The organism is Aeromonas sp. 2692-1 (assembly GCF_013085505.1).
GTDB classification, from domain to species: Bacteria; Pseudomonadota; Gammaproteobacteria; order Enterobacterales; family Aeromonadaceae; genus Aeromonas; species Aeromonas hydrophila.
On sequence record NZ_CP038513.1, the window covers coordinates 350,397 to 376,177 of the forward strand.

Below are 25,781 nucleotides of genomic sequence, written 5' to 3' on the forward strand. Positions count from 1 at the left end.
ATCACAAACCCCGGCAACAGAAAGCGCAAACTTGCTGCAATTTTTCTCACCTCAGAAGGATTTGCTGCATGACTCTCCCGATCCGCAAGACCCTGCTCGCCGCCGTCCTCGGCCTGACCCTCTCCCCGATGGCCATGGCCCTGCCCAACGTCCATATCCTGGCCACCGGCGGTACCATTGCCGGGGCGGGACAGTCCGCCACCCAGTCCAACTACGAGGCCGGCAAGGTGGCCATCGAGACGCTGATCGCCGCCGTGCCCGAGATGAAGAACGTGGCCGACGTGCAGGGTGAGCAGGTGGTGAAGATCGGATCCCAGGACATGAACGACGAGGTGTGGCTCAAGCTGGCCAAGCGGGTCAACGAGCTGCTGGCCAAGGATGACGTGGACGGCATCGTCATCACCCACGGCACCGACACCATGGAAGAGACCGCCTACTTCCTCAACCTGACCGTCAAGAGCGACAAGCCGGTGGTGCTGGTTGGCGCCATGCGCCCCTCCACCGCCATGAGCGCCGACGGCCCGATGAACCTCTACAACGCCGTGGTGACCGCCTCTGACCCCGCCTCCAAGGGGCGTGGCGTCATGGTGGCGATGAACGACACCGTGCTGGATGCCCGCGACGTCACCAAGACCAACACCACCGGGGTGCAGACCTTCGCCTCCCCCAACTTCGGCCCGCTCGGCTACATCCACAACGGCAAGATCGACTATCAGCGCAGCCCGGCCCGTCTACACACCAGCAAGACCCCGTTTGACGTGAGCAAGCTCGACAAGCTGCCGCAGGTCGGCATCGTCTACAGCTACGCCAACGCCACCGATCTGCCGGCCAAGGCGATGGTGGATGCCAAGTTCGACGGCATCGTCAGCGCCGGGGTGGGCAACGGCAACCTCTACCACACCCTGTTCGACACCCTGGCCAAGGCGAGCAAGGACGGTATCCGGGTAGTGCGCTCCGCCCGCGTGCCGACCGGTTCCACCACCCTGGATGCCGAGATCGATGACGCCAAGTACGGCTTCGTCGCCGCCGAGACCCTCAACCCGCAGAAGGCGCGGATCCTGTTGATGCTCTCGCTCACCCAGAGCAAGGATCCGGCCCAGATCCAGCGCTGGTTCCAGCAGTTCTGACCACCCTGCCCGGCATCGGCCGGCATGGGGTGATGACAACAAAAAGGGCGGGACAAGGTCCCGCCCTTTTGCATCTGGTGTGGCTGGTGCCTCAGCTCGCCATCAGCCAGCCGCAGAAGCCAAGATAGATAAGCCCCACCAGGGCAAGCCTGCCCGCCGTCATCCGCTCCCGACTGAACCCCCACCACAACAGCACGACCGCCAGCAGCGTCACCAGCGAGGAGACCATCATGGTGCTGTCCAGCAGCCAGGGGGTGAACAACAGGCAGAACGCCTTGGGAATGGTGCCCTGGATCATCATGGCCCCCGAGATATTGGCCAGTGCCAGCCGGTGCTTGCCCTGCCGCACCCAGATCAGCACGTTCATCAGCTCGGGCATCTCGGTCGCCACCGGGCTCAGCAACAGGGCCGCCAGCACCGGCGAGAGGCCGAACAGCTCGCCCATGCTCTCCAGCTGGTGAACGAACAGCTGGGCCGCCAGCGCCACCACTACCAGTGCCACCAGGGTTTGCAGCAGCACCTTGCCGAGCGCCGGGATCTCGGCACCCGGATCCAGCTTGAGGGGCTCTGGCAACTCGACCTCGTGGCTGTCGGTCTGTTTCAGCTCGCGCCGCACATAGACCAGATACACCAGCACGAACAGCGGGGCCAGCCAGGTTTTACCGGTGAAGGCCACCATGCCGAGGGCCACCGCCACCAGGAAGATGCCGACGAACCAGGCCTGATCACGGCCTATCTCGCGCTGCACCTCGCCATCGATGGCCCTGTGCTCGCGGCTCATGCACAGCAGCAGGGTCACGCCGACGGCGGCATAGCCAATGGTGGAGAGTACCAGCGGACCGCCGAGGGCGGCACCTATCCCGATCTGCTGCTGAGCGGGGGCATTCCCCATCAGCAATGCGGTCAGGGTGACGATGCATTCGGGCAGGGCCGTGCCAAGGGCCGCCAGCAGGGAGCCGGTGGCGCTCTGGGAGAACTTGAAGTGGTGGCCGGTCCATTCGATGCCGTTGACGAAATATTCGCAGGCCAGATAGATGGTGACGGCAGAGAGCAGAAATAACAGCAGGGTGATCAGCATGATGAGTAACCGCCAGGCGAGCAGAACAACCAATGGACCCGATACGGCTCGCCCGGCTGGCTTGCATATCGAGGCCAAAGGTCTTGCAGAGCGATGGATACCATCGCCGCCCATGCCATGGATCTGAGGATCCAAGAATGTTGACATGAGCCCTGCCCGGATCACGGGCGGGTTGCTACTCCCCTATGACAGTGCGGGCTTTTTACCAAGTTGAGCGCCGCCTCACAAGGCAAACTAATGATCATTCGCTCAACAAGTTGTAAGGGAATGTAACCGTGCTCTCCACCGGCTTTGCCATCCGGATCCACTTCCCGGCCGGTGAACGCTTCGCCTTGGCACACCGTTTGCTATGAGATGACTACTGTCCACACTGATTTGGGAAGGGTGAACGATGAAACGGTGGATCCAACATTTCTATCAACTGAACCGCCTCAACTGGCTGATGGTCTGGCTGCTGCTCTGCTGCAGCATCATCCTGCTGTTTCCGGCCGGTTTGATGAAGGGAGCCGTCAGCCAGTGGGCCGCCACACACGCCGCCTGGCTCGGCGTCGGCATGCTGATCGCCATCTCCTACTTCTGCAGTCAGGGCTTCCTGATCGCCTGGGAGTGGGCCTGCGACGAGTGGCAGTCCCGCCGCCAGCAGGATCAGCTGGCCCAGATGATCTCCTTTCTCGACTTCAACGAGAAGGCGGTGCTGCGCGAGTTCGTGCTGCAACGCAAAAGCGTCATAAACTTGCCGATCACCGAGCCTGCCGTCAAAAACCTGATGGATGCTGGCGTACTGACCTATGCCTATGGCAAACCGGTGCGCGAGAAAGAGGACGAGAACCAGATCCGCGCCCTGATGATCGCCCTGCCGGCCCGGCCGCTGCTCACCTACAAGGTATTGGGGCTGTCGCGCGGCAAGATGAGCGACGAGCAGGTAGAACAGATCATGAATGCCAGACCCAAGTTCGCGCAAAAAAGCTTCCAGCGCTGATCTTCGTTCCCGCCAATAAAAAGAGCCGGCCCCTTGGCCGGCTCTTTCGTTTCTGCCCCGTTACTGGGTTCTGGCCTTGAGATAGCCGGCGTAGTCCGGGATCTGCACGCTGAACGCCTGGCGCATGTGGGGGCTGTCCATGATGAAATCGGCGGTCGCCTCGTTGGTGGCGACCGGGATGTTCCAGACTGCCGCAAGGCGCAGCAAGGCCTTCACGTCCGGATCGTGGGGCACCGCGTTGAGAGGATCCCAGAAGAAGATCAGCACGTCGATCTTGCCCTCGGCGATCAGGGCGCCGAGCTGCTGGTCGCCCCCCATGGGGCCGGAGAAGAGACAGGTGATGGGCAGTTGTGCCTGCTTGCCGAGCATGGTGCCGGTGGTGCCGGTGGCGTAGAGGTGGTGGAGCTTGAGCTCCTCCTTGCGCCGCATCACCCAGTTCAGCAGGGGGGTCTTCATGTTGTCGTGAGCCACCAGCGCCACTCGCTTGTGGGCCGCCATCTCACGGGCGATCTGTTCCATTGACATCATCCGTAGCAGTGTTGTTTGAATAGAGCCGTATCCTAATCGAAAGCGGCGCCCGTTGCCTTGCCGGGCGCCGTAACTGTGATCACTTCGACTGTTCAATCCACTGCTTGTTCTTCTGCTCCAGCACCGAGATGGGCAGCATGCCGTATTCCAGCACATGGTGGTGGAACGCCTTGAGGTCAAAGCGGCCGCCCAGCGCCTGCTCGGCCGACTCCCGCATCCGGATCAGCGCCAGCTGGCCCGCCTTGTAGGAGGTCGCCTGACCGGTATAGGCCATGTAGCGCGGCACCTCGGAGCTGATGTCCCCCGCCCCCAGCGCCGAGTTCTCCTTCATGTAGTTGACGGCCTGGTCGTGGCTCCAGCCATACCAGTGGATGCCGGTATCCACCACCAGCCGCATGGCCCTCAGCATCTCCTCGTTGAGGCGGCCGAAGTACTGCAGCTGGTTGTTGAAGGCGGACGATCCCTCGACCTTCACGTCCCCCACCGCCGGATCATAGAGCCCGCGCCCCTGATAGAGCCCCATGTCGTGATCCGCCAAGTATTCGGTGTAGAGCGCCCAGCCCTCCGCATAGGCGGTGTAGGAGGCGTTCGCCACGTACTGCGGGAAGTCGGGATCCTTGGCGGCCAGCTCCTGGGCGATGGTGATCTGGAAGTGGTGACCCGGCGCCGCCTCGTGGGCCAACAGGGTGCTGATGTTCCAGCTCTGCAGACCATAGGGGTAGTAGGTATTGAGGAAGAACTGCCCCTTGCGACCGGTCTGGGGGTTGCCGTCCTGATACCAGGCCACCCCGCCGTATGGCGCATCCGCATAGGAGACGGGCACCACCTCGTAATCCAGCTTGGGAATGGTACGCTCGGCATCGAAGAAGTCCGGCAGCACCAGCGCCGCCTTGCTCTTGAAGGCGTTGTACTCCTGCAGTGCCCGCTCGTGTTCGGCCAGCGCCTGCTGCTGCGGCCCGCTCAGGGTCGCCCCGGCTGCATTGTCCGGGTTGAGGCCGGCAGACCAGACCGCCAGCGGATTCTGGTAGAAGAAGGCCGGCTCGTTCAGATAGCGGAAGAAGGCGTAAATCTGGCCGCTCTGCTTGCTCTGGACCACGTCATCGCTGTCACACTTGCCGACGGTATGGCACACCTTGACCATGGCGCCGAAGATCCGCTCCACCTCGCTCAGCCCCAGCGCATGCACCTGCTCCGGCGTCATGTCGGTGGTGGTGTGCTTCTTCAGCAGCCAGCGATACCAGTCGCGTCCGTTGGTCATGCCGCAGAAACCGTCGTCGCACTCGCCGCTGCCAAGGCGCACCGCATAGGCGCCGCCGTGCCGGTAATCCAGGTAGTCGCGCAGCGCCAGATAGCGGCCGTTGATGCTGTCCAGCACCCCCTTGTACTCGCTGCGCAGCGCCTCGTCCGCCTCTCCCGGCAGCTGCTGCCAGCCGAGATAGGCGCCGGCGATCGCCTCCCCATCCAGCTTGCTGTTGAGCTGGGCCAGCAGCCGGTCCACCAGCTCGTCCGGCAGAGTGTTGCCCTGGGCGCTGCCCAGTTCGAACTGGTGCTTCACCTCGGCAAGGTAGCCGTCATAGGCCTTGAGCCAGGTGAGGTGCTCCTGATACCAGGCCAGTGGCGCGGTGGCGGCCCTCGCCTTGCTCGCCGGAACCGGTGCTGCGGCCGGGCGATCGATATCGCGCCGCCAGGCGGCATCCCCCGGCGCGACCCGCTCGGCCGAGCTCTGCTCGAAATAGTCGAAGCCGCGCTCGACGGTGCGGGCGGCCCTGCCACTGGCCGGGGCGGCCCCCACCTCATCGGCCAGATCCACCACCCGGTTGCGGAAGTGATGGATCGGGATCTGGGATTGGGGCAGATCGTAACCCGCCAGGTTGATCTGCAGATCCCAGCGGATCATGTCGTAGAACAACCGGTCCCGTTCGCTCAGCACGCTCGAGTCCAGGGCATCCAGCCGTTTGAGCAGGGAACTGTCGAGGGCCTTGCGCTTGGCGATGCTGGCGGCATCGATGGCAAAACCGTAGGGGTCGAGCGCCTGGCCTTCGCGCAGGGCCTCGTCCATGGTCTGCATCAGAGAGGCCTTGGTAGCGGCGGGATCCGCCGGGGCGTTGGAGCTGTTGTCATTGCAGGCAGCGAGCGAGAGTGCGATGGCGCAAGCCAGCGCCAGCTTGTTGGGCAAGAAGTGCATGGTGTAGTCCTTTAACCGTTGTTATTGTTTGTCCCCAATAAGGGGTTCCAATAGTGCATCTCTCCCGCGGACTTTTTTGCGACCTAATTAACAAAAATAAGCTTACTTTTCATGGTGATAAGCCTCATGAAAAGCTATGCAGCCAGACATTAAAAAACCCGCCACAGCGGGTTTTTTAATCGTTTTTTCATGCCATAACTATTCAGGAGCCGCCGTGATGCAGCTGGGACTGCTGATAGTTCTCCAGCCCGATGCGATCGATGAGATCGAGCTGGGTCTCCAGCCAGTCCACGTGCTCCTCCTCGTCTTCCAGGATCTCCTGGAACAGGTCGCGGCTGATGTAATCCTGCACCGACTCGGCGTAGGCGATGGCGACCTTCAAGTCCGGGATGGCATCCATCTCCAGCGACAGGTCGCAGCGCAGCATCTCCTCCACCGTCTCGCCGATGCGCAGCTTGCCCAGATCCTGCAAGTTGGGCAGCCCTTCCAGAAACAGCACCCGCTTGACCAGCTCGTCGGCGTGTTTCATCTCATCGATGGACTCGTGATACTCCTTGTGCCCGAGCGCCTTGAGGCCCCAGTCATCGTAGATGCGGGCATGCAGAAAATATTGGTTGATGGCTATCAGCTCATTGGCCAGCACCTTGTTGAGGTGGGCAATGATCTTGGGATCTCCTTTCATCGACAGTGCTCCTTGGTTCGTGCCTGAGGCTGAGATCCTTAGAGCTTAGTCCAGAAAAGTGACCGCAAGAGGTCCGGCGAGCCAGCTCGCCTGCGGGAAGGAATTGAAAAGACGGGCCGGTTTTGCCGGCGACAGGCCCTGCTCAGGCCACCTCGTAGTAGAGCGGCGCCTGTTCCAGCTCGGCTTTGTCGAGTTCGGCGGCGATGATCTCCATGGTCATGCGCACGCATTTGCCACACTGGGCACCCACTTCGAGCGACTGTTTGAGCTGGCGAAACTCGGTCTTGCCTGCCTGTACCGCCTTGCGGATCTGGGAATCTGTGATGCCGCGGCACAAACAGACGTACATAGTGTTTACCTCATGCTGGATTGTCATGAAATCTAAATGAGAATGGTTCGTAGTGCAAATAACGATTGGTAATAAGATCCCCCGCTTGCCAGCCATCAACCCCTTGGTGACAATGCCCTATCACTGAGGGAAACATCATGCTCAAGAAACTGTTCACTGCCCTGTTTGGCGGCCAGCCCGCTGTGGTCGCCGAAGTCACTCCCACCGAATACGCCGGCTACCTGATCTATCCCGAGCCCATGGCCGAAGGGGGCCAGTATCGGCTGGCAGGCCGCATCACCAAGGAGCTGGACGGCGTGCTGCAGACCCACCGCTTCATCCGCTCCGATCTGTTTGCCAACCCCGCCGATGCAGAGCGCTTCATGGTGCAGAAGGCACATACCTTCATCGACCAGATGGGGGATCGCATGTTCGAGCCCCGCAAACCGGCCGACAGCACCGCCTCATGATGCCGGCTGCGCTCGACGAGTTGCGCCAGGCGCTGGCCCGCACCGGCGAACGGCGGCTGATCTGGCTGGAAGGTGACGAGGCCGATTGCATCGCCCGAGCCGAGGCGCTGCTGAGCGGCGTCAGCTACTGGCTGGGGGACGGCCCGAGCGAGCACAACCCGCAACCGGCGGCCAAGGCGTTGCAGCGGCTCGGCCAGGAGTGCGACACGCTTGTGTTTAATACTTTCAGCGGTTTTCACCCCGATGCATTCGGGGCGCTGGCGGGTACCTTGCGGGCAGGTGGTCTGCTGCTGTTGCTGACCCCGCCGCGGGCCCAATGGCCAGCCTGGCCGGATCCGGACCGGGTACGGCTGGTGGCACAACCGGAAGACATGGTGCTGGCGGGTCACGGCTTTCTCGCCCGGCTGGTGCGGCTGCTGGCGGGTGACCCTGCCCTCGAGCTGACGCCCCCTGCCACGACGACCCCGTGGCAGCCGGTTGGGCCAGCGCGGCCATTGAGCTGTGATCAGGCCCGCGCCCTGCCTGCCATCCACAAGGTGTTGCACGGTCACCGCCGCCGCCCGCTGGTGCTGAGCGCCGATCGGGGCCGCGGCAAGAGCAGCCTGCTGGGGCTGGCCGCCGCCGAGCTGCTGCGCCAACAACCCGATCTGCAGATCGTAGTGACAGCCCCCTCCCAGGCCACGATCGCCACCCTGTTTACCCACGCAGCCAATGCCCTTGAAGACGCGCCGCAACTGCTAACAGGGCTCAGCTACTGCTCGCCGGATCGGCTGGTGCACGAACCGCTGCAACCCGACCTGCTGCTGGTGGACGAAGCGGCCGCCATTCCGACCCCGCTGCTGGAAGCCATGCTGGCCCGGCACGGCCGCATCGTCTTCGCCACCACAGAGCACGGCTACGAGGGCACGGGTCGCGGTTTTCACCTGCGCTTCAAGCGGGTGCTCGATCGCGAGACGCCCGGCTGGCAGGAGATCCACCTGGCCGAGCCGATCCGCTGGAGCAGCCGGGATCCGCTGGAGCCGCTGGTGTTCCGGCTGCTCGGCCTCAACGCCGAGGTCGAGACGCCGCCCGCGCCCACCCGGCCTGGCTGGCGCCGGCTCGAGCAGGATGCACTGGCTGCCGACGAGGGGCTGCTGCATCGGGTGTTCGGCCTGCTGGTGCTGGCCCACTACCAGACCACGCCAAGCGATCTGCGTTACCTGCTGGAGAGCCCGGCCCTCGACATCCACCTGCTGGAGCAGGGCCCACATCTGCTCGGAGTAGCGCTGGTGGCCCGGGAAGGAGAGATAGCAGACGAGCTGGCCGAGGCGATCTGGGCCGGGCGGCGGCGCCCGCGCGGCCATCTGCTGCCCCAGTCGCTGCTGGCGCACGCCGGCTTCAAAACCGCAGGCGCGCGCAGCTACGCCCGGGTGATGCGCATCGCCATCCACCCGACTCTCCATCGCCACGGGCTGGGGTCGCTCCTGCTGGCCCACCTCGAACAGCATTATCAGGCGGCAGGGCTCGACTATCTGGGCTCCGCCTTCTCGGCCAGCGCCGATCTGCTGCCCTTCTGGCGCAAGGCCGGGCTCAAGGTGCTGCGCATCGGCCTGCAGCGAGATGCCGCCAGCGGCAGCCACGCCGCCCTACTGCTCAAGGCGCTGCAACCAAGCTGTACCACCGAGCTGGCCGACTGGCATCGGCGCTTCGTGCGCCAGCTGCCCACCCTGCTGGCGGGCGAGCTGAAAAATATTGAATCCGAACTGGTGTGGCAGTGTCTGCAAGATGGTGAGGCCAGCTCAAGCGGGCTCGATGAGTTTGATCAGGATGAGCTGGCCTGCTTTGCTCACCACCACAAGCCGTTCGAGCTGTGCCAGCCCAGCCTGCAGCGCTGGCTGGCGGGCAACCTGACAAAACTGGCAAAGCTTGACCCCGCCGAGCGGCAACTGCTGATCGCCACCATCTGGCAATATGCCGACTGGGGGGCGTTGGCGGCCAGGCTGCAACTGGCAGGCAAGCCGGCGGTCATCAAGGCGCTGCGCAGCCTGCTGGCCCGGCTGCTGCCGCCCGCTACCACTCGATAGGCTCGCCTCGCCAGTCGAGGTAGCTCAGCTCGCCATCCGCCGTCAGCCGCGCCATCAGCGTCACCAGATGCGCGGCAGCCTGTTGCGGGCTGTGCAGGCTGCCGGCGGCCAGGTTGCCGTGAAATGGGCGCGAGAGCGCGGTATCCACTGTGCCCGGATGAAACGCCAGCAACTTGACGCCGGGCGCCCGTCTGGCGAGCTCGATGGCGGCACACTTGAGCAACATGTTGAGAGCAGCCTTGGCGGCACGATAGCCATACCAGCCTCCGGCGCGGTTGTCGCCAATACTGCCAACCCGGGCGCTGAGCACCGCCAGGGTACAGGCGCTCGACCCCAGCAGCGGCAGCAGCTGGCTGATCCAGCGCAGCGGCAACAGGGCGTTGCTCTGGTAGAGCTGGGTCATGGCCTCGAGGTTGAGCGCCTCGAGCCGCTTCTCCGGCCGGATGCTTCCCTGCTGCAGCAAGCCGTTGCAGATCACCAGCCAGCGCGGCCTCGGCGCCAGCTTGCCGATGCGGGCCACCACCTCTGCCAGCTGTTCATCACTGTAATCGCAGCGCAGCCAGTGCAGCTTGCTGCTGTTGAGCCCCACCGGTTGCGGCTGGCGACTGACGGCGATGACGGGCGCGGCGCCCACCGCCAGCCAGTGCTCGACCAGGGCGCTGCCCAGCCCACCGCCGGCGCCGATCACCACGACACTCTCTTCCATGACGAGCCCCCTTGTGGCGAGTGTGATGGCCTTCTCCATCGCCCCGCGCTTTTCCTGATAGGCTGATACGCGCCTTCCAGCCTGCGGGATCAAGCGGTTATGGAGGCGATCTTGTGTGGATCCCGCCGTCAGCGGCGGATCCATTCCTATACTGAGGGAAAACCGCAGCGGGTGCTGCCAGCGCAACCAGAAGCACGAGAGTGACCATGATGTCCAAAGACGGGGAAGAGCGTAAATCCATCCTGACCGAGAGCGGTACCAACGAGCTCGAGATCATCGAATTCCACCTCAAGAAGCAGCTGCCCGATGGCCGCGAGAAAATAGCCTATTACGGCATCAACGTCGCCAAGGTGCGCGAGGTGATCCGGGTGCCGGAGACCACCGACTACCCCAATGCCCAGCGCCACATGGTGGGGGTTTTCTCCCTGCGCGAGCGGCTGATCCCGCTGGTGGATCTGGCCGGCTGGCTCGGCATCCGCACCAACCCGGACAACAGCAACAAGGTGGTCATCGTCACCGACTTCAACAAGATGGCAAACGGCTTCCTCATCGACAGCGTCAGCAGGATCCACCGGGTCTCCTGGGAAGATGTGGAGTCCCCCAGCCAGTTCCTGGAGGCGGGTGAGAACGACTGCGTGGTGGCGGTGGTCAGGCGCGACGGCAACCTCATCATGATCCTCGACTTTGAGAAGATCATCGCCGACATCAACCCCGAACTGAGCATGGAGAAGTACGATGTGACCCAGGATCGCAAGGTCATCATCGACGATCGCATGATGGCCATGCGCCAGGCCAAAACCATCTTGGTGGTGGACGACTCCGCCTTCATCCGCAAGATGATCGAGACCACCCTGCGCACCGCGGGCTACAACGTGGTGACCGCCAAGGACGGGGGTGACGGGCTGGAGATGCTGATGGAGTTCGATCGCCTGTCGCAGGAAGAGAAGATCCCGGTGGCCGAGTTCGTCAGCGGCATCATCACCGACGTGGAGATGCCCCGTATGGATGGCATGCACCTGCTCAAGCGGCTGCGCGATACCCCCGCCTTCAAGACCACCCCCATCGTCATGTTCTCGTCGCTGATGAGCGATGACAACCGCCACAAGGCGCTGCAACTGGGCGCCAACGACACCATCACCAAACCGGAGCTGGGCCGCATGGTCGGCATGATGGACAACTTCCTGCTCGGCATCCCCATCCCCAGACCGGGCAACCTGTGAGGCCGCCGGACGGCCACACAAGCAAAACAAGCAAAAGGGCGCCAAGGCGCCCTTTTGCTGCTTGATGGCTCAGCCCAGCCAGAGATAGAGCTGGTGAGCCGCCACCCCGGCGCACAGGCCGCCGATGGTGTGGGCCACGATGGCGCGAGAGGTGAGATGGCGATAGCCGAGCGCATCCAGCATGGCGGTGTGGGTGCTCAAGAAGCCGCTCCAGCACATGCCCATGGCGGTGAACACCGCCACCTCGTTGCCGGTGATCCAGCCCTTGCCGATGAAGGGGGCACCAGTGACATGGCGGCCCCGACCGCCCCCAGCGAGGTGACCGGGAAGGCCACCAGCTCGGCGTGGGTGAAGCCAAACAGCAGCTCGAACAGCCAACCCACCTTGGCCGCCAGCACCGGCAGCAGCGCCACCCCCTGGAAGGCTTCACCGCTGTAGCCCTGCTCGCCCGGGCCGAAGGTCAGCAGCATCACGAAGGTGCTGATGATGAGCACCCCGGGGATCACCGCCATCCCCAGCTCCACCCCGGACTTGCCACCGTCCAGCAGGGCGTTGAGCACCCGCAGCCAGGTCGGGGCGGCTTCCTGGCTCAGACCCGGTTTGGCCCCCACGCTCGCCACCTCGTCGGTGATCGGGGTCTCCCCCACCAGCGGGCGGATCATCCGCTGCATCAGCCGGGTAGACACCACGGAGCCGATAAGAGCGCCGAGCAGGCCGATCAGCGCCGCACTGGCAGTGGACTCGCCGCCCGGCAGTTGCAGGGTGGCCATGAAGGTCACCACGATCAACCCCATGCCGAAGGCGGTGCCGAAGTTGGTGAGCGACACCAGCTGCCAGGGGGTGAAGCCCTTGCGAAAACGGCTGTCCTTGGCGAGGCTGATCACCGCCGGGTTGTCGGAGAAGAAGGTCATCAGGGCTGCCAATGCAGTGCGCCCCGGCAGCCGGAACACCGGTTTCATCAGCGGTGCCAGCAGCACCTCCAGCAGGCGGATCACCCCGAACTCGCTGAGCAGCTGGCTGAGCGCGCCCGACAGCACGGTAATGCCCATGATGAAGAGCACGGTGTTGAGCAACAGCTGGTGGGCGGTGTTGAACAGGGTGTTGACCAGGGCGGAGAGCCCCATCTGGCTGCCGAGGTAGCCAAACAGGCTGCCGAGGATAACCAGCACCAATACCGGCTCCAGCCAGCGGCGAAGAGAGGCCGCCCCCTGGTGAGAATCTTTAACTGCTTGATTTTCCATACCAATCCTGAAATCTGTCGCTGTGTGGTGAGTATTGTTGTTATGGCACCCATAAAGCAGGAGCCCTTGTCTTGCGACAAGGGCTCCTTGAATGACTCTTCCTGCTGGCCGCGAACCCGTGCCATACGGATTGGCGAGTCGCCGCGCTCGCGGCTGAACCAGGGAGGAAACACGGGTGGCCGGACGATCCTGTCCAGTCTGCCCGCCTCGCGTCAGCACGCCGGCCCACGGCCAGCCCGGCGACGAAACGGGGCGGCAGTATAACAACTGGAGCCAGTCAGCGAAACAAGGGGGGAGACCTGCGCCTTGCCACCCCCTCGCCTGTGCTGGCCGCCAACGAGCCCTACGGCTTCACCCCTTCGCTCTTCAACCACTTGCGCAGCCGGCCGTTGGCGTTGTGATAGGGCGAGGCGGTATTGAACTGGATCATCCGTCCCAGCGGCCAGCGCTCATACCATGGGCGATCGTACAGCTCATCGTTGCTGCGCTGCCCGATCAGCTCGACGATGCGAGCCCTGGCCGCCACCAGCCGGGTCAGCAGCTGCGGGTAGGTCAGCCCCTCATAGTCCCGATAGAATTTGTGCGCCAACCCGCCCAGCTCGTTCCATTTAAAACCGGTCTCGGGAAAATCCACCGGCAGACCCGCCGCATCCCGCTCGATCCACTTGATCACCAGCTCATTCCAGCCGATGAGGTAAGCCACCAGATTGGCCACGCTCATGCGGGTGCCCTTGCCGTGCCCCTCCATCACCGGCTCTTGTGTCAGGCCCTCGGGGACGGCCTGCAAGGCCTTGAGCAACTTGCCGAAGTTCGTCTCGATGGCGAGCAGCAGCTCGGCCTTGTCAGCAGGGATCCCCATCACTTTTCTCCTGAATGCCCGCCACCCGATACGCAGCGGGCAGATTGCCGTCCACGGCCGGCGCGGGTAAGCTCGCCCCATCGGCCATCCATCTACTTATCCAGCAACACCATGAACGACCTCGTGACCTACATCAGGGCCATCCATCGCCAGGCGGGGCCGGCGATAATCGTCCGCCAGCAGAGTGAACAACATAGCGAGCAGGACGAGAGCGGTACCCTGACTCATCACCGGCAGACTCATTACTGGTTCGCCAACGGCGTGGTCATCTGCCACCAGCTGGAGCTGGACGAAGAGTCCTCCCCGCAGTTCTGCCCGGAGTGCTGGATCAGTTACCGGGTGGTCGCCAGCCCCATTCCCATCACACCTGCGCGCAAGCTGTTCCACAACCCCTGCCAGGAGGCCTTCTGGCTCAAGATGCAGGAAATCACGCCAGCCGGCTGACCCGCTCGACCGGCCGCCGACGTCCCATCAATACTGCTTGGTCTTGGAGGCAAACCCCGCCAGGAACAGTCCGGTCAGAAACATGCCGCAGAAGGCCTCGATGGCCGACAGCAGCTGAAGCGGGGAGGAAGTCTGGGAGATGTCGCCATAGCCCAAGGTCACGAAGGTGACGATGCTGAAGTCGAGTGAGCGCCCCAGGTGGTGGTAGGTGACCGAGGCCGGCGCCATAAAATAGGTCAGGGTCGCCAGCAGGATCACCCCCATCGACAGCAGCAGGCTGCGGATCGGCCGCTCGCCAAAGCCCCAGGTGATGAAGCTGATGAACTTGGCGGCGCACTTCAGGTAGCACAGCAGGGTGAGCCAACCTTTCTTGAGCAAGCCGCTGCGCAGCCAGCACTCCTTGAACAGCTCCCTGGGGCTCGCCAGCGACTTCATCTCGTGCAGCTTCTCCTTGTAGTAACACTCGCCGGCATCGACGGTATCGCCCACGCTGGAGAAGAGCCGCTTGGCGTTGCGGTAGAGCTTGCTGGCTTCGCTGTGATCGACCCGGCCATTCTCGTTGTAGGCCACCTGCACCTTGTCCAGGTTGGTGTGCTCCATGGTGGCGTCGACGTTCTTGGCCCGCACGTTGAAGTTTTTCAGCACCGCCCGGGAGGAGTGAAAACGGATCTCCTCGCACTCGATGGTGAAGTCCTGAAACACCCCGTCCTCCAGCGCCAGCTCCCGCTTCTTGGCCCAGGCCCTGTGGTCCCACAGCAGGGAGTCGAACAGATCGAGCCCGATCACCCCGCCGTTGACCCTCACCCCCTTGGCCGAGCAGTGCCACAGATAGACCTTGGAGTTGTTGACGGCACCATCCAGCGAGAGTTCATCCAGGCAGGTGAAGTCGAGCAGCCGGCCGGAGATGATGGGGCTTTTCAGCTCGACGCCGCCGATGTTGAGCAGGCGGTGCTTGCCCAGTACCTGGGCCTCCCCCTTGTTGTTCTCGGAGACCGAGAGCAGGCTCTGCACCCGCTTCACCTCGTCCTTGCCGTACTTGCCGGCCAGCCACATGCAGTAGGGTTCAAAGCGCGTCTCGGCGCGGATGAGGCCGCTCTTGCGCAGGGACTCCAGCGCGCTCGAGGCGGTCTCATAGAGCCTGATCTTGTCGTCGCTCATGTAGAGGCACAGGCTCAGCACGCAGCGGGAGCTGATGAAGCGGGCGATGCCGATCTGGAAGATCACCTGCTTGTCGATCTTCTGCTCCGTCATCCAGTCGTCGAAATGGGGCAGCGACGCCACCAGCAGATCCCAAATAAGGGGATAGTCGTTGGCCCGGCGCCACTCGTTGAACTGTTCTGGGGAAAGCTGCCAAAGCTCTGTTGCATTCATGGATGACCTCGCTCAAAAAACGGTTCCGTTTGCCTGCACCGGGCCTGATACCCGATAAGCCTGCATGACCCGAACCGGGCAGGAGACGGACTCAGCAAGCCATCATACTAGCCGAGCCGACGAAGTCACTGATGGGGAGGGGACAGGGTGAGCAATGCGACAACTTGGAGCCGGTTGGCCCATTTATTGTCCGCAGTGAGTGCCAGACAGCGGCAAACGGGCAAAGAAAAAGCCCAGCATTGCTGCTGGGCTTTTGAATTGGCTCCTCCTACTGGACTTGAACCAGTGACATACGGATTAACAGTCCGCCGTTCTACCGACTGAACTAAGGAGGAATTGTACTTTGGAGACCAGATATCGCTATCTCATCGCCTTTATGGTGGTGCCCAGAGACGGAATCGAACCGCCGACACGGGGATTTTCAATCCCCTGCTCTACCGACTGAGCTATCTGGGCAAATGGTGCCGGCTACCGGAATCGAACTGGTGACCTACTGATTACAAGTCAGTTGCTCTACCTACTGAGCTAAGCCGGCACACTTTAAACCATTGTGCATGGACAAGTTTTTATTTCATGGCACCAAAATTTGGTGCCCAGAGACGGAATCGAACCGCCGACACGGGGATTTTCAATCCCCTGCTCTACCGACTGAGCTATCTGGGCGTGGGCGCTATTAAACGGATTTTAAGGCAGGTGGTCAACGGGAAATTTCACTTTTTGTCTCGTTCGTCTCTTTTTTGCTCAGGATCATCCATTTCCAGCACTTCTTCCTGCTCGGCACGGTTCTGGCGGCCCCAGACTCTGGGTTCCTCCCCCTTCAGCAGGCGGGCAATGTTCTCGTGATGGCGGATCAGAATGAGACAGGAGAGCAGCGACACCGGCAACGTGTATTCCGGTTTGAGCAGGTAGGTAAAGAGCGGGGTCAGCAACACGGTAATGATGGAGGCCAGCGACGAATAGCCGCTCACCAGCAGCACCAGCAACCAGGTGCCGATCACCGCCCCCCCCATGGTGAAGCCGATGGGCATCATGGTGCCAAGCGCCGTGGCCACTCCCTTGCCGCCACGAAAGTGGAAGAAGATGGGGTACATGTGACCGAGACAGGCAGCCACCCCGATAAAGCCGAGGTAGACGGGTTTGATCTGCAGATACCAGGCAAGGTAGACGGGAGCGGTGCCCTTGAGCACATCGAGCAGCAGCACCACCACGGCCGCCAGCCGACCACCGAGGCGCAGCACATTGGTGGCCCCCGGGTTGTGGGAGCCGTGATCACGGGGATCCGGCAGACCCGTGATGCGGGAAACCAGCACCGCACTGGACAGCGAGCCGCCCAGGTAGGCCAGAATAATCATCAAAATCGTCAGGGCCGTCATCTTGGTCGTTTTTACCACGATATGAATGGGGTATGATGCGGGCCACATTCTCTGGCGCCGACGTGGGGTTGCCCAACGTGTGTCGCCCAAACCGGCCGCCGGCACTCATCCGCTGGCCAGGCCTGCATCCCTGCGCTGTCATCACAGCCCATCAAGAGTAAAGAAGAAGTACTGTCATGGACAAGGTGTTTATTCGCGGACTCGAGGTTTTGACCACTATCGGTGTATACGAGTGGGAGAAAGGCATTCGCCAGAAGCTCTGTTTCGACCTCGAGATGGGGTTCGACAACCGCCCCGCCGCCGCAACCGACGATATCAAGCTGGCACTGGATTACGCCACCCTCTCTCGCAAGATCTGTGATCACGCCTCCAGCAAGGTGGTGGAGCTGGTCGAAACCATGGCCGAACAGGTCGCCATGCTGGTGCTGGCCGACGAACGAGTGCAGTGGGTCAAGGTCACCCTGACCAAACCGGGCGCCGTCCCCAATGCCGCCGGCGTCGGTGTCGAGATCCTGCGTCACCGCACCCCGGCCGCGAGCGCCAACTGATGACCCGCATCTATATCAGCCTGGGCTCCAACATCGAGCGGGAACGCCATATCCGCGCCGGCCTCGATGCGCTGCAGGCCGAGTTTGGCGAGCTGCAGGTCTCCCGGGTATTCGAGAGCGAGGCGGTGGGCTTCAACGGCCGCCCCTTCTACAACCTGGTGGTGGGCGCCGATACCGAGCTGCCGCTGGCGACCCTGTGCCAGCGACTGCGCGCCATGGAGTTCGCCCACGGCCGCGAGCCGGACGCCAAGAAGTTCGCCCCGCGCACCCTGGATCTCGATCTGCTGCTCTATGGCGAGCTGGTCTGCGAGACGCCGCTGGTGCTGCCGCGCGGCGAGATCCTCAGCAACGCCTTCGTACTCTGGCCGCTGGCCGAACTGGCCCCCACCCTGCACCATCCGCTGGATGGCCGCACTCTCGGTGAGCTGTGGGAGCGTTACGACAAGGCCTCCCAACGGCTCTGCCCCATCCCCTTTCACTGGGCAGCGGGCGAATTGCAGCACCACTGAACGACAAGGGCACCTCGCGGTGCCCTTGTCGTTGATGGACAGAGCTGATAACGGATAAGAAACCGTGATTGGGCCTGCGCCGGTGCAAGTGGCAGGATGGCCGCCATCACAGGAGAACCCCATGCCACTCGATACCATTCACGACTTCAACTGCCGGCTGCTGGCCGGGCTGCCCCACCAGCGCTTCGAGCACGAGCCCATTCTCGACTACGCCACCGATGAAAAGGTGAGAGCCCGCCTCGGCTGGCAGGCCGAGTTCAGCAAGACCCTGTTTCTCAAGTTCAAGGATGGCCGCTTCGCCCTGCTGCTGACCCACAGGGACGGCCGGCTCGACAACAAGGCGGTCAAGGCGGTGCTCGGCGCCAAGCCCTCCATCTGCACCGCCGACGAGATGCAGGCCCAGATCGGTTGCCTGCCGGGCGCGGTCTGCCCCTTCCTGCCTCGTGCCGACATCCCGCTGCTGGTGGATCCCGTGCTCATGACCCATCAGGCCTTTACCTGGACCCCGGGCCACCCCGAGCAGACCTTCCTGCTGGAAACCACCCACCTGGCCGGGCTGCTGACCCAGCTGCCCTGTGAGGTGAGCTACCTGCCGGCCCCCTGAGCCCGCGGCTCAGCGCTTGTCTCGCGCCAACTGGGCGAAGATCAGCGCCGCCAGCATCGACATCAGGCCGATGCAGAGGTAGGTGAGGTGAAAGCCTCCCAGCCACTGGCCATCCGCCGCCGACGAGCCGGCAGAGAAGAGCCCCAGCAGGCTGGCGGCGATGGCCACCCCCAGGCTCATGGAGAGCTGCATCACCACCGACAGCAGGCCGTTGCCGCTGCTGGCAAACTCCGGGCTGAGATCCTGCAGGGTCAGGGTGTTCATGGCGGAGAACTGCAGCGAGTTGATGGCGCCGAACACCATCAGCCAGCCCAGCAGCACCCCGTAGGGGAGCTGGTTGTCGATGAGGGAGAAGCTGGCGATCATCACCCCCAGCGCCAGGGTGTTGCCGATCAGGATGCGGCGATAGCCGATGCGCGGAATGAGCTTGTTCACCAGCGTCTTGGTCAACATGGCCCCCAGTACGGTGGGGATCATGGTCATCCCCGCCTTGCTCGGCGAGAAGCCGAGCCCCAATTGCAGAAACAGCGGGGTGAGAAACGGCATGGCGCCGCTGCCGAGCCGGGCAAATAGATTGCCCCAGATGCCGATGGCGAAGGTGCTGGTCTTGAACAGCCCCAACCCGAACAGCGGCTCCTCGGCATTGGCGGCATAGAGCCAGTAGCTCGCCATCGCGGCCAGCCCGAACAGCAGGGCAAACAGTGCCCAGCCGGTTGAGATGCTGTGCTCCCCCAGCCCCTGCAGGCCCACCGACACCAGCACCATGCCGGCGCTGAACATCACGAACCCCTGCCAGTCGAACTTGGCCGTGCTCTGGCGCAGATCCGGCATGAAGTACCAGCTGGCGATAAAGCCGAGCAACCCCACCGGCAGGTTGATGAGAAACACCCAGTGCCAGCTCGCCACTTCCACCAGCCAGCCCCCCAGTGCCGGGCCGATGAGCGGCCCCACCAGGCCGGGGATGGTGACGAACGACATCACCCGCAGCAGCTCGTGCTTGCTGTAAACCCGCAGTACCGCCAGCCTGCCCACCGGCATCAGCAGGGCACCACCGATCCCCTGCAGCACCCGCGCCGCCACCAGCAGCGGCAGGGAGTTGGCAGCCGCGCAGGCCAAAGACCCCAAGGTAAACAGCAGGATGGCGGCCAGATAGATGCGGCGGGTGCCAAATCGGTCCGCCAGCCAGCCGGAGGCGGGAATGAGCAGCGCCACCGTCAGCATGTAGGCGATGATCACCGACTGCATCTGCAGCGGGCTCTCGCCCAGGGTCTCGGCCATGCTCGGCAGGGCGGTATTGAGGATGGTGCCATCCAGCGTCTGCATGAAGAAACCGACCGCCGTGAGCGGCGGCAGCCATTTGCGCTGGGCAGGGGTCACCATGTGTGTGCTATCGGGCATCTGCAGCCACCTCCTCTTCAGACAAAAAAAGACCCGCACAAGCGCGGGTCATCTCATTACATCAGGCATCAGGCTGGCCGAGCATGGCTCTGAGCTGCTCTTCCAGGCTGGGCTCGGGCGCCTTGAGCGTATCCAGGAACAACCGCTCTATGCCCGCCTTGTCCTGACTCTTCACGATGAACACCAGCCGGGACTGGGCCTTGCCTTCCGGCCACTCCCCCAGCGCCTGCAGCGGATAGAGCTGGCCATGGACGCCGTGGATCACCACCGGCTGGCTCTCTCCCTCCAGCTGCAATATGCCCTTGAGCCGCAGCAGCGCATCGCCGTATTGCGCCTGCACCGCGTCGATGGCGGCCAGCAGGCGGGACGGCTTGAGCGGCTCGCCGATGCGCAGAGAGAAACTCTCGATATTGCCGTGCTCGAAGTGGGTCGGCGCGGCCGTGCCCACCTTGGCGGCGAACGGCTTCATCTTCGGCTGCATCGGCGAGGCCAGCCCCTGTTTCGGGGATTCGGTGCGCAGCCAGGCCAGTAGCTGGCGCACGTCGCGCCCGGCCGCCTCGTTGTAAGCTCCGAGCTTCTCCAGCACCGCAGGCGACAGCACCCCGTTGCTGACCCGCTCGATGGGGGCCGCCGGATTGAGGGCCGCCAGCTGGGCTTCGACCCGCTCCAGCTGCTCGCCATCCACCAGGTCGCCCTTGCTCACCACCAGCAGATCCGCCAGCGCCACCTGTTTCACCGCTTCATACTGAGCAGCCAGCTGCTGCTCGATATGGCCGGCATCCACCACGGTGACGGTACCGTCGAAACGGTAACGCTGGGCGATAAAGCCCTCCTCCCTCAACGTGAACAGCACGGGGGCCGGATCGGCGAGGCCAGTGGTCTCGATGATGAGTCGCTTGAACGGTTTGATCTTGCGCTGAATGGCCTTCATAAACAGCCCCTGCAGCGCCTCCACCAGTGAGCCCTGCACCGAGCAGCAGATACAGCCGGAATCGAGCAGCACCACCTGCTCGTCCACCTGCTGTACCAGGTGGTGATCCAGCCCCACCGAGCCGAACTCGTTGATCAGCACCGCGCACTCGCCAAGCTCGGGCTGCTTGACCCAGTGGTTGAGCAAGGTGGTCTTGCCGCTGCCGAGAAAGCCGGTCAGCAGGGTCACGGGGATACGCGTATCTTGCATGTCCGTCATAGGGATGACTCCCCTCTGGTCGGCAGGGTGATGAGTAAGCGAGTGTCTTGCATGTCGGTCATGTCGGATCCTTACCGGTTGGCAAACAGGTCGGCGAGCCAGCGGTTTTCGAAACGGCCGTGGGGGTCGAGCTCGCCCTTGAGGGCCAGGAAGTCGTGCCAGCGCGGCAGCAGCGCCGGGAAGTCGTAGAGATCCATCGCCAGGTGCTTGCCGAAGTGCGGGATGCCGCCGAGCGGCACCAGCAGTTGCTGCAGCTCGCGCATCTGCTCCATGGAGCCGTTGACGAAGGTGCCGTCCGCCGCCAGATAGACCAAAAATCCGATCCAGCACACCGACTGATCATAGGCGGCGCTGAGCCAGGCCTTGGAGGGGCCGGTGCAGCGCAGGATAAAGGGGTAGTGCAGCACGCCCGGATTGGCCTGCTGCCACGCCTGCAGGGTCTCCAGCGCCTCGTTCATCCGATGCAGCGGCACCGCCACTTCGCAATTGATCTGGGGCGCCGGGATCCCCTTGCAGAGGATCTGGTAGACGTTGCCCACCAGATCGGAGGCATCCTTGAAGCGGCGCACCGTCTCGAAGTGCTCGCCGGCCAGCGCCTCATCCTTGGTGTCTTTCGCCATCTTCTGCAGAGTCGCATCTATGGTGGCATTCATGCGGGCGTCGAGGTCGCCCTCCAGCAGCAGCGGCTCGCTGCCACCAGCGCGGTAACGGGCCACCTCTTCCTCGGAGGCGGGGTCGACCAGCCAGATGTGGCTCTCGCCGGTCCAGGCGAACCACCAGCTCTTCACGAAGGCGTGCTCGCGGTTGAGCCGCTCGTTGTGCGCCAGCAGGAAGGGATAGTCGGTAGTGAACTTGGTGCAGCGCATGATGCGGTTGGGCACGGTCTGCAGGGTGACGTCGAGCAGGATGCCGAGCATGCCCATGCCCATCACGAAGGCGCCGAAGCGCGAGTCGGTGCGATCCACCCGGATGATGTCGCCACTGGCCAGCATGACGGTCATGGCCGCCACCGCATCGCACAGGGCGGACTGGTGCAGCCCCTGGCCGTGAGTGCCGGTGCTGAGCGCACCGCCCAGGGTCTGGATGCCGATGACGCCGGGGGAAGCCGGCAGCATCCGCTCCATGGCGATGAGATCGGCGTAGACGGTGTCGAGCGGAGTGCCCGCCTGATAGGTGACGGTGTCGGCGGTCTGCGCCAACTGGCCACGCAGGTGGTGCAAGTCCACCAGCAGCGCCTGGCTGCCCTCGGCATAGACGCTGTGGATGGGTTCGAAGGAGAGGCCGGAGCCGATGAGGCGCAGCTTGCGCTCGGGGTTTTCCCGCAGCAGTTGCTGCAGTTCATCGCGATTCTTCGGACGCCACACCTGCTCCAGTGCGCCGAGCGGATTGGTTCTGGACCAGTTGAACAGCACCTCCCGCTGACCTATCGCCTTGATGCTGTGAAATGCCTGGAACCTGACCGTCATACCGCCCCTCATCTTTATTGACGTCAAAATGAGCGCCAATTCTACCGAAAAGCGGACCACAAGGCATGAAAAACAAGCCCCTACAGTCGGGGGTGGATAGGGGAGAGCACCTCTCCCCTCGCCTCAGCGCGTCTGCTGGGTCAGTGCCAGCAGCATGCCGAATCCCACCAGCAGCCCCCCAAACACCCGATCGATCCAGTGGCGCACCGCCAGCAGCCGACCCCGTACCGAGTCGGTGGAGAAGAAGATCGCCACCGCGCTGAACCAGACGGCATGGGCCAGCACGATGAAGACGCCGTAACCGAGCTGGACCGCCAGCGGCGTCTGCGGCTGCACCACCTGCATGAACAGACTGACGATGAAGATGGTGGTCTTGGGGTTGAGCACATTGGTCAGAAAACCGGTGCGCAGCGCCCCCAGGCTGGAGAGGGCGGGCTGGTCGGCCAGCACCTCGGCGCTCACCGGCTTGGCCCGCAGCATCTTGATGCCGAGGAAGATGAGGTAGGCAGCCCCCGCCAGCTTGATGAGATTGAACAGCCAGAGCGACTGCTGGATCAGCAATCCCACCCCGAGCAGGGTGTAGGTGACGTGCACGCAGACCCCGGCGCCGATGCCAACCGCCGTCAGCACTCCGCTGCGGCGCGAGAGCAGCAGGCTGTTGCGCGACACCATGGCGAAGTCGGGTCCCGGGCTGATGACGGCAAAGAAGGTAATGGCTACTACGGCTAACAGTTCGGTCATGAAAATAGTCCTGATCACATGGAATATCGGCTATTTTATTTGGCAATAGTACCAATAACGAACGATAACTTCTGACATGAACGGTGAGTATGATTCACAGAAAAGCCTGTCGCTGCCGGCCCTGACCGCGCTGCGCTGTTTCGAGGTGGCGGCCCGTACCGAGCACTTCAGCCGCGCCGCCGACGAGCTGCACCTCACTCACGGCGCAGTCAGCCGGGCGGTGCGCCTGCTGGAAGAGGATCTCGGGGTCATGCTGTTCGAGCGGCGCCAGCGCCGGGTCTTTCTGACCGAGGCGGGGGAGCGGCTCTATCAGGCGGTCAGGGAGGGGCTGGGCGGCATCCGCCAGACGGCGCAGGCGCTGCGCCGGCAGGGGCGGCCGTCGTCGCTGGTAATCTCCTGCGAGCCAACCCTGCTGATGCGCTGGCTGATCCCGCGCTGGCCCGCCTTCCAGGCCCTGCATCCCGAGCTGGACGTGCACCTGATGGCCGGTGGCGGCGCCCTCAGCTTCGGCAGCGGCATCGATCTCGCCATCCGGCGCAACGACTTCCAGTGGCCGGCCGAGCTCTACAGCCAGCCGCTGTTCGAGGAGCTGACCGGGCCGGTCTGCCAGCCGGGCAAGGTGGCGCAGTTCTTCGAAACGGGGGCCAACGGCCCGGCCCTGCGCCCTGGCGCCCCCCGCCTGCACACCAAGACCCGGCCGGGAGCCTGGCAGGAGTGGTTGCAGCACGCCGGCCAGTCCGCCGGCGAGGAGGCGCCGGGGCAGACCTTCGAGCACTTCTACTTCAGCCTGCAGGCGGCAGTCGCCGGGTTGGGGGTCGCCATCGGCCCCTACCGGCAGGTGTGCGACGACATCGAGGCCGGCCTGCTGGTGGCGCCGCTCGGCTTTTGCCCCGACGGCACCGGCTACCACCTGCTCGCCCCCGCCCCGCCCGCTCCCGGCAGTGCCCACGCCAGACTGGCGGAGTGGCTGCAATCCCTCACCTGATGGCTCAGGCCGAGGCCGCCAGCGTCGCGGGATCGGCCTGAGGCTGGCCCAGCGCAGCCTGAAAGTCGCGCAGCGGCAGCGGGCGGCCAAACAGATAGCCCTGCAGGTAGTCGACGCCCTTGCTTCTCAGGTAGTCGGCCTGCTGGCGCGTCTCCACCCCTTCGGCAACCAGTGCGAGGCCGAGCCGGGTCCCCAGATCGATCACGTTGTCGACTATGTGCTCAGACAGGGATTCGGTGCCGATCCTGCCGATAAACGACTGATCTATCTTGAGATAGTCCACATGGAACTGCTGCAGGTAGTGCAGGCTGGAGTGGCCGGTGCCAAAATCGTCCATGGCCAGCCTGACCCCCATCTCGTCGAGCTGGCGAAACAGCGCCAGGGTCTGGGGATCCGCCACCAGCAGCTCCCGCTCGGTCAGCTCCAGCACCAGTACCACCTGGCCCGGTGCGAAGTGATCGAGGAAGCGCCGGCACTCGGCAAGCAGTGCCATGTCGCGGCAGTGGGCGGCACTGATGTTGAAGCTGATGTGAAACCCGTCGGGTACCAGGTCGCGCTCCATGCTCAGCTCGCGAGCCACCTCCTCCATCAGCAGGCTGGTCATCGGCACGATCAGACCGCTCGCCTCCGCCTGGGGAATGAAGAGATCGGGGCGGATCAGCCCGGCCGTCGGGTGCTGCCAGCGCATCAACACCTCGGCCCCCATCACCCGTTCGTTCCCCGCTGCCACCAGCGGTTGCAAATAGGGCACAAACTCCCGATTGCGCAGGGCGCGAGCCAGTTCCACCACGGGAGAGCGGGGCCGTCCCAGCAACCACCAGATGAGCAGGGCAAAGCCGAAGCAGAGCCCAAACAGCACCATAATGGCCCACTGCCGGGCCTGCCACAGGGAGGACCAGAGCGAGGGGATCTCGTGTCCGGCATAGATCGAGAGCGGGTAACGGTCGGAACGGACTTCATGACTGGCCAGGGTTGGCAACGGCTGACCCCCTTCGCTCAGCACGCCCCGCTCATCCAGCCACTGCTTGCCCACGTGTAGCAGCAGGGTGCAGGGCCGCCCGCTCAGCACCAGCATGAAGCGCAGGTAATCGCCGTCTATGGTGCTGAAGGCGGCCCCCCTGCCCTCGCTGTCACGCAGCGCCAGCAGGGGGTGATCGGCCCGCACCTGATTGCCCGCCAGCAGCCGCAGCCGCCCGTCACTGTAACTCTCGGCCCGATCCGGCCACTGGATGGCACCAAACAGCGAGTTGCAGTAGATCCCCTGCTCCCCCACCAGGTTGACGGTACGCACGAAGGGCACCAGCGCCACCTGCTGACGCAGGGTGAACAGGGCCTGTTCGCACGGCTGCTCGACGAAGGGCAGCAAGGTACGGTTAGCGCTCTCGGCGTGGGCCAGCATGGTCTCCATCAGGGTGACCGCCTGCCGGGCCGAGCGCTCTGACTGACGATCAAGCATCTGCAGGTGACCGTTGTAGAGCATCCACAACCCGAGTGCGAGGGGCAGCGTGAACAGCAGCAGGGTACACCCCAGACGCAGCCAGGGACGGGAGAAATCCAGGTTGGGCAGTGATATCGGCATAGCGGGACCAGACAGCAAACATGGTCGCCCACCTTAACAGCCGATGCTGAATTGGGCCCTAATGAGAGCAAAAAACGAGCAACGGCTGATGAGAATGCAAACAAAAGC

Annotated in this window: 24 protein-coding genes, 4 tRNA genes, 1 pseudogene and 1 riboswitch; of the genes and pseudogenes, 10 read left to right on the top strand and 19 right to left on the bottom strand. The window is 63.6% G+C overall.

What is annotated here, in order from left to right:
* Positions 1-68: 68 nt before the first annotated feature.
* Complete coding sequence (gene ansB, locus E5E97_RS01875; protein WP_011707533.1) at positions 69-1,127, top strand: L-asparaginase 2; 1,059 nt, start codon at positions 69-71, stop codon at positions 1,125-1,127.
* Between the two features lie 91 nt (positions 1,128-1,218).
* Here ansB and E5E97_RS01880 read toward each other — a convergent pair whose 3' ends face one another.
* Complete coding sequence (locus E5E97_RS01880; RefSeq protein ID WP_162901785.1) at positions 1,219-2,205, bottom strand: sodium:calcium antiporter; 987 nt, start codon at positions 2,203-2,205, stop codon at positions 1,219-1,221.
* Positions 2,206-2,294: 89 nt separating this feature from the next.
* Positions 2,295-2,401, bottom strand: a riboswitch (yybP-ykoY riboswitch).
* 195 nt (positions 2,402-2,596) lie between these two features.
* Here E5E97_RS01880 and E5E97_RS01885 point away from each other — a divergent pair.
* Entirely contained in the window at positions 2,597-3,184 is a 588-nt protein-coding gene (locus tag E5E97_RS01885; protein ID WP_010635988.1) for a superinfection exclusion B family protein, read from the top strand.
* Between the two features lie 60 nt (positions 3,185-3,244).
* Here E5E97_RS01885 and E5E97_RS01890 read toward each other — a convergent pair whose 3' ends face one another.
* From E5E97_RS01890 to E5E97_RS01905, 4 genes are all read right to left on the bottom strand, one after another.
* Complete coding sequence (locus tag E5E97_RS01890; protein ID WP_010635987.1) at positions 3,245-3,703, bottom strand: methylglyoxal synthase; 459 nt, start codon at positions 3,701-3,703, stop codon at positions 3,245-3,247.
* Positions 3,704-3,791: 88 nt separating this feature from the next.
* Positions 3,792-5,897, bottom strand: coding sequence for a DUF885 family protein (locus E5E97_RS01895; protein WP_171279811.1), 2,106 nt, complete (start codon positions 5,895-5,897; stop codon positions 3,792-3,794).
* Between the two features lie 202 nt (positions 5,898-6,099).
* Positions 6,100-6,579 (bottom strand): bacterioferritin, encoded by a 480-nt coding sequence (gene bfr, locus E5E97_RS01900; RefSeq protein ID WP_011707537.1) that lies wholly within the window; start codon positions 6,577-6,579, stop codon positions 6,100-6,102.
* A 142-nt stretch (positions 6,580-6,721) separates the two neighbouring features.
* Positions 6,722-6,928 (bottom strand): bacterioferritin-associated ferredoxin, encoded by a 207-nt coding sequence (locus E5E97_RS01905; RefSeq protein WP_016352142.1) that lies wholly within the window; start codon positions 6,926-6,928, stop codon positions 6,722-6,724.
* 137 nt (positions 6,929-7,065) lie between these two features.
* On the opposite strand from E5E97_RS01905, the gene E5E97_RS01910 reads away from it, so the two are divergent.
* Together E5E97_RS01910 and E5E97_RS01915 are read left to right on the top strand one after the other, a co-directional pair.
* The gene (locus tag E5E97_RS01910; protein ID WP_029302092.1) at positions 7,066-7,377 is read left to right on the top strand and encodes an HlyU family transcriptional regulator; all 312 of its coding nucleotides are present in this window, start codon (positions 7,066-7,068) and stop codon (positions 7,375-7,377) included.
* Positions 7,374-9,440 carry a tRNA(Met) cytidine acetyltransferase TmcA gene (locus tag E5E97_RS01915; protein WP_118880302.1) on the top strand — a complete coding sequence of 689 codons (2,067 nt, stop codon included), beginning with the start codon at positions 7,374-7,376 and terminating at the stop codon, positions 9,438-9,440. The genes E5E97_RS01910 and E5E97_RS01915 overlap by 4 nt, the downstream gene beginning before the upstream one ends.
* On the opposite strand, the gene E5E97_RS01920 is transcribed toward E5E97_RS01915, so the two are convergent.
* A complete protein-coding gene (locus E5E97_RS01920) occupies positions 9,427-10,146 on the bottom strand; it encodes an SDR family NAD(P)-dependent oxidoreductase (protein WP_118880300.1) in 720 nt (239 codons plus the stop codon). The two genes, E5E97_RS01915 and E5E97_RS01920, sit on opposite strands and share 14 nt — an antisense overlap.
* A 206-nt stretch (positions 10,147-10,352) precedes the next feature.
* Between E5E97_RS01920 and E5E97_RS01925 the strand changes: the two genes are divergently transcribed.
* Positions 10,353-11,366 (top strand): chemotaxis protein, encoded by a 1,014-nt coding sequence (locus E5E97_RS01925; protein ID WP_011707542.1) that lies wholly within the window; start codon positions 10,353-10,355, stop codon positions 11,364-11,366.
* A gap of 69 nt (positions 11,367-11,435) precedes the next feature.
* Here the strand turns inward: E5E97_RS01925 and E5E97_RS01930 are convergent.
* A pseudogene (locus E5E97_RS01930) lies at positions 11,436-12,607 on the bottom strand (nucleoside recognition domain-containing protein).
* A 343-nt stretch (positions 12,608-12,950) separates the two neighbouring features.
* A complete protein-coding gene (locus E5E97_RS01935) occupies positions 12,951-13,466 on the bottom strand; it encodes a ClbS/DfsB family four-helix bundle protein (protein WP_118880296.1) in 516 nt (171 codons plus the stop codon).
* Positions 13,467-13,577: 111 nt separating this feature from the next.
* Between E5E97_RS01935 and E5E97_RS01940 the strand changes: the two genes are divergently transcribed.
* Positions 13,578-13,910, top strand: a complete 333-nt coding sequence (locus E5E97_RS01940) for a hypothetical protein (RefSeq protein WP_118880294.1) — start codon at positions 13,578-13,580, stop codon at positions 13,908-13,910.
* A gap of 27 nt (positions 13,911-13,937) precedes the next feature.
* Here E5E97_RS01940 and E5E97_RS01945 read toward each other — a convergent pair whose 3' ends face one another.
* The 6 genes from E5E97_RS01945 to plsY all read right to left on the bottom strand — a co-directional run bounded on the left by E5E97_RS01945 (position 13,938) and on the right by plsY (position 16,654).
* The gene (locus E5E97_RS01945; RefSeq protein WP_171279812.1) at positions 13,938-15,281 is read right to left on the bottom strand and encodes a potassium channel family protein; all 1,344 of its coding nucleotides are present in this window, start codon (positions 15,279-15,281) and stop codon (positions 13,938-13,940) included.
* Positions 15,282-15,540: 259 nt separating this feature from the next.
* Positions 15,541-15,616 (bottom strand) — tRNA-Asn (locus E5E97_RS01950).
* 45 nt (positions 15,617-15,661) lie between these two features.
* Positions 15,662-15,737 (bottom strand) — tRNA-Phe (locus E5E97_RS01955).
* 3 nt (positions 15,738-15,740) lie between these two features.
* Positions 15,741-15,816, bottom strand: a tRNA-Thr gene (locus E5E97_RS01960).
* Positions 15,817-15,868: 52 nt separating this feature from the next.
* Positions 15,869-15,944 (bottom strand) — tRNA-Phe (locus E5E97_RS01965).
* Between the two features lie 47 nt (positions 15,945-15,991).
* Positions 15,992-16,654 (bottom strand): glycerol-3-phosphate 1-O-acyltransferase PlsY, encoded by a 663-nt coding sequence (gene plsY / locus E5E97_RS01970; RefSeq protein ID WP_016352149.1) that lies wholly within the window; start codon positions 16,652-16,654, stop codon positions 15,992-15,994.
* A gap of 176 nt (positions 16,655-16,830) precedes the next feature.
* Between plsY and folB the strand changes: the two genes are divergently transcribed.
* The 3 genes from folB to E5E97_RS01985 all read left to right on the top strand — a co-directional run bounded on the left by folB (position 16,831) and on the right by E5E97_RS01985 (position 18,315).
* Complete coding sequence (gene folB, locus E5E97_RS01975; RefSeq protein WP_011707547.1) at positions 16,831-17,202, top strand: dihydroneopterin aldolase; 372 nt, start codon at positions 16,831-16,833, stop codon at positions 17,200-17,202.
* Positions 17,202-17,711, top strand: coding sequence for a 2-amino-4-hydroxy-6-hydroxymethyldihydropteridine diphosphokinase (gene folK / locus E5E97_RS01980; protein ID WP_118880290.1), 510 nt, complete (start codon positions 17,202-17,204; stop codon positions 17,709-17,711). Before folB ends, folK begins: the two co-directional genes overlap by 1 nt.
* Positions 17,712-17,832: 121 nt before the next feature.
* The gene (locus E5E97_RS01985; protein WP_118880288.1) at positions 17,833-18,315 is read left to right on the top strand and encodes a YbaK/EbsC family protein; all 483 of its coding nucleotides are present in this window, start codon (positions 17,833-17,835) and stop codon (positions 18,313-18,315) included.
* Positions 18,316-18,324: 9 nt separating this feature from the next.
* Here the strand turns inward: E5E97_RS01985 and mdtD are convergent, their stop codons facing one another.
* The 4 genes from mdtD to E5E97_RS02005 form a co-directional block, all read right to left on the bottom strand.
* Entirely contained in the window at positions 18,325-19,713 is a 1,389-nt protein-coding gene (gene mdtD / locus E5E97_RS01990) for a multidrug transporter subunit MdtD (RefSeq protein WP_029302083.1), read from the bottom strand.
* A 61-nt stretch (positions 19,714-19,774) separates the two neighbouring features.
* Entirely contained in the window at positions 19,775-20,902 is a 1,128-nt protein-coding gene (locus E5E97_RS01995) for a GTP-binding protein (protein ID WP_044800912.1), read from the bottom strand.
* Between the two features lie 71 nt (positions 20,903-20,973).
* Entirely contained in the window at positions 20,974-22,368 is a 1,395-nt protein-coding gene (locus E5E97_RS02000; protein ID WP_118880286.1) for a D-arabinono-1,4-lactone oxidase, read from the bottom strand.
* A gap of 123 nt (positions 22,369-22,491) precedes the next feature.
* Entirely contained in the window at positions 22,492-23,109 is a 618-nt protein-coding gene (locus tag E5E97_RS02005; protein WP_118880285.1) for a LysE family translocator, read from the bottom strand.
* A gap of 76 nt (positions 23,110-23,185) precedes the next feature.
* On the opposite strand from E5E97_RS02005, the gene E5E97_RS02010 reads away from it, so the two are divergent.
* Positions 23,186-24,094, top strand: coding sequence for a LysR family transcriptional regulator (locus E5E97_RS02010; protein ID WP_118880283.1), 909 nt, complete (start codon positions 23,186-23,188; stop codon positions 24,092-24,094).
* A gap of 4 nt (positions 24,095-24,098) precedes the next feature.
* Here E5E97_RS02010 and E5E97_RS02015 read toward each other — a convergent pair whose 3' ends face one another.
* Positions 24,099-25,673, bottom strand: coding sequence for a cyclic diguanylate phosphodiesterase (locus E5E97_RS02015; protein WP_171279813.1), 1,575 nt, complete (start codon positions 25,671-25,673; stop codon positions 24,099-24,101).
* Positions 25,674-25,781: the final 108 nt, after the last annotated feature.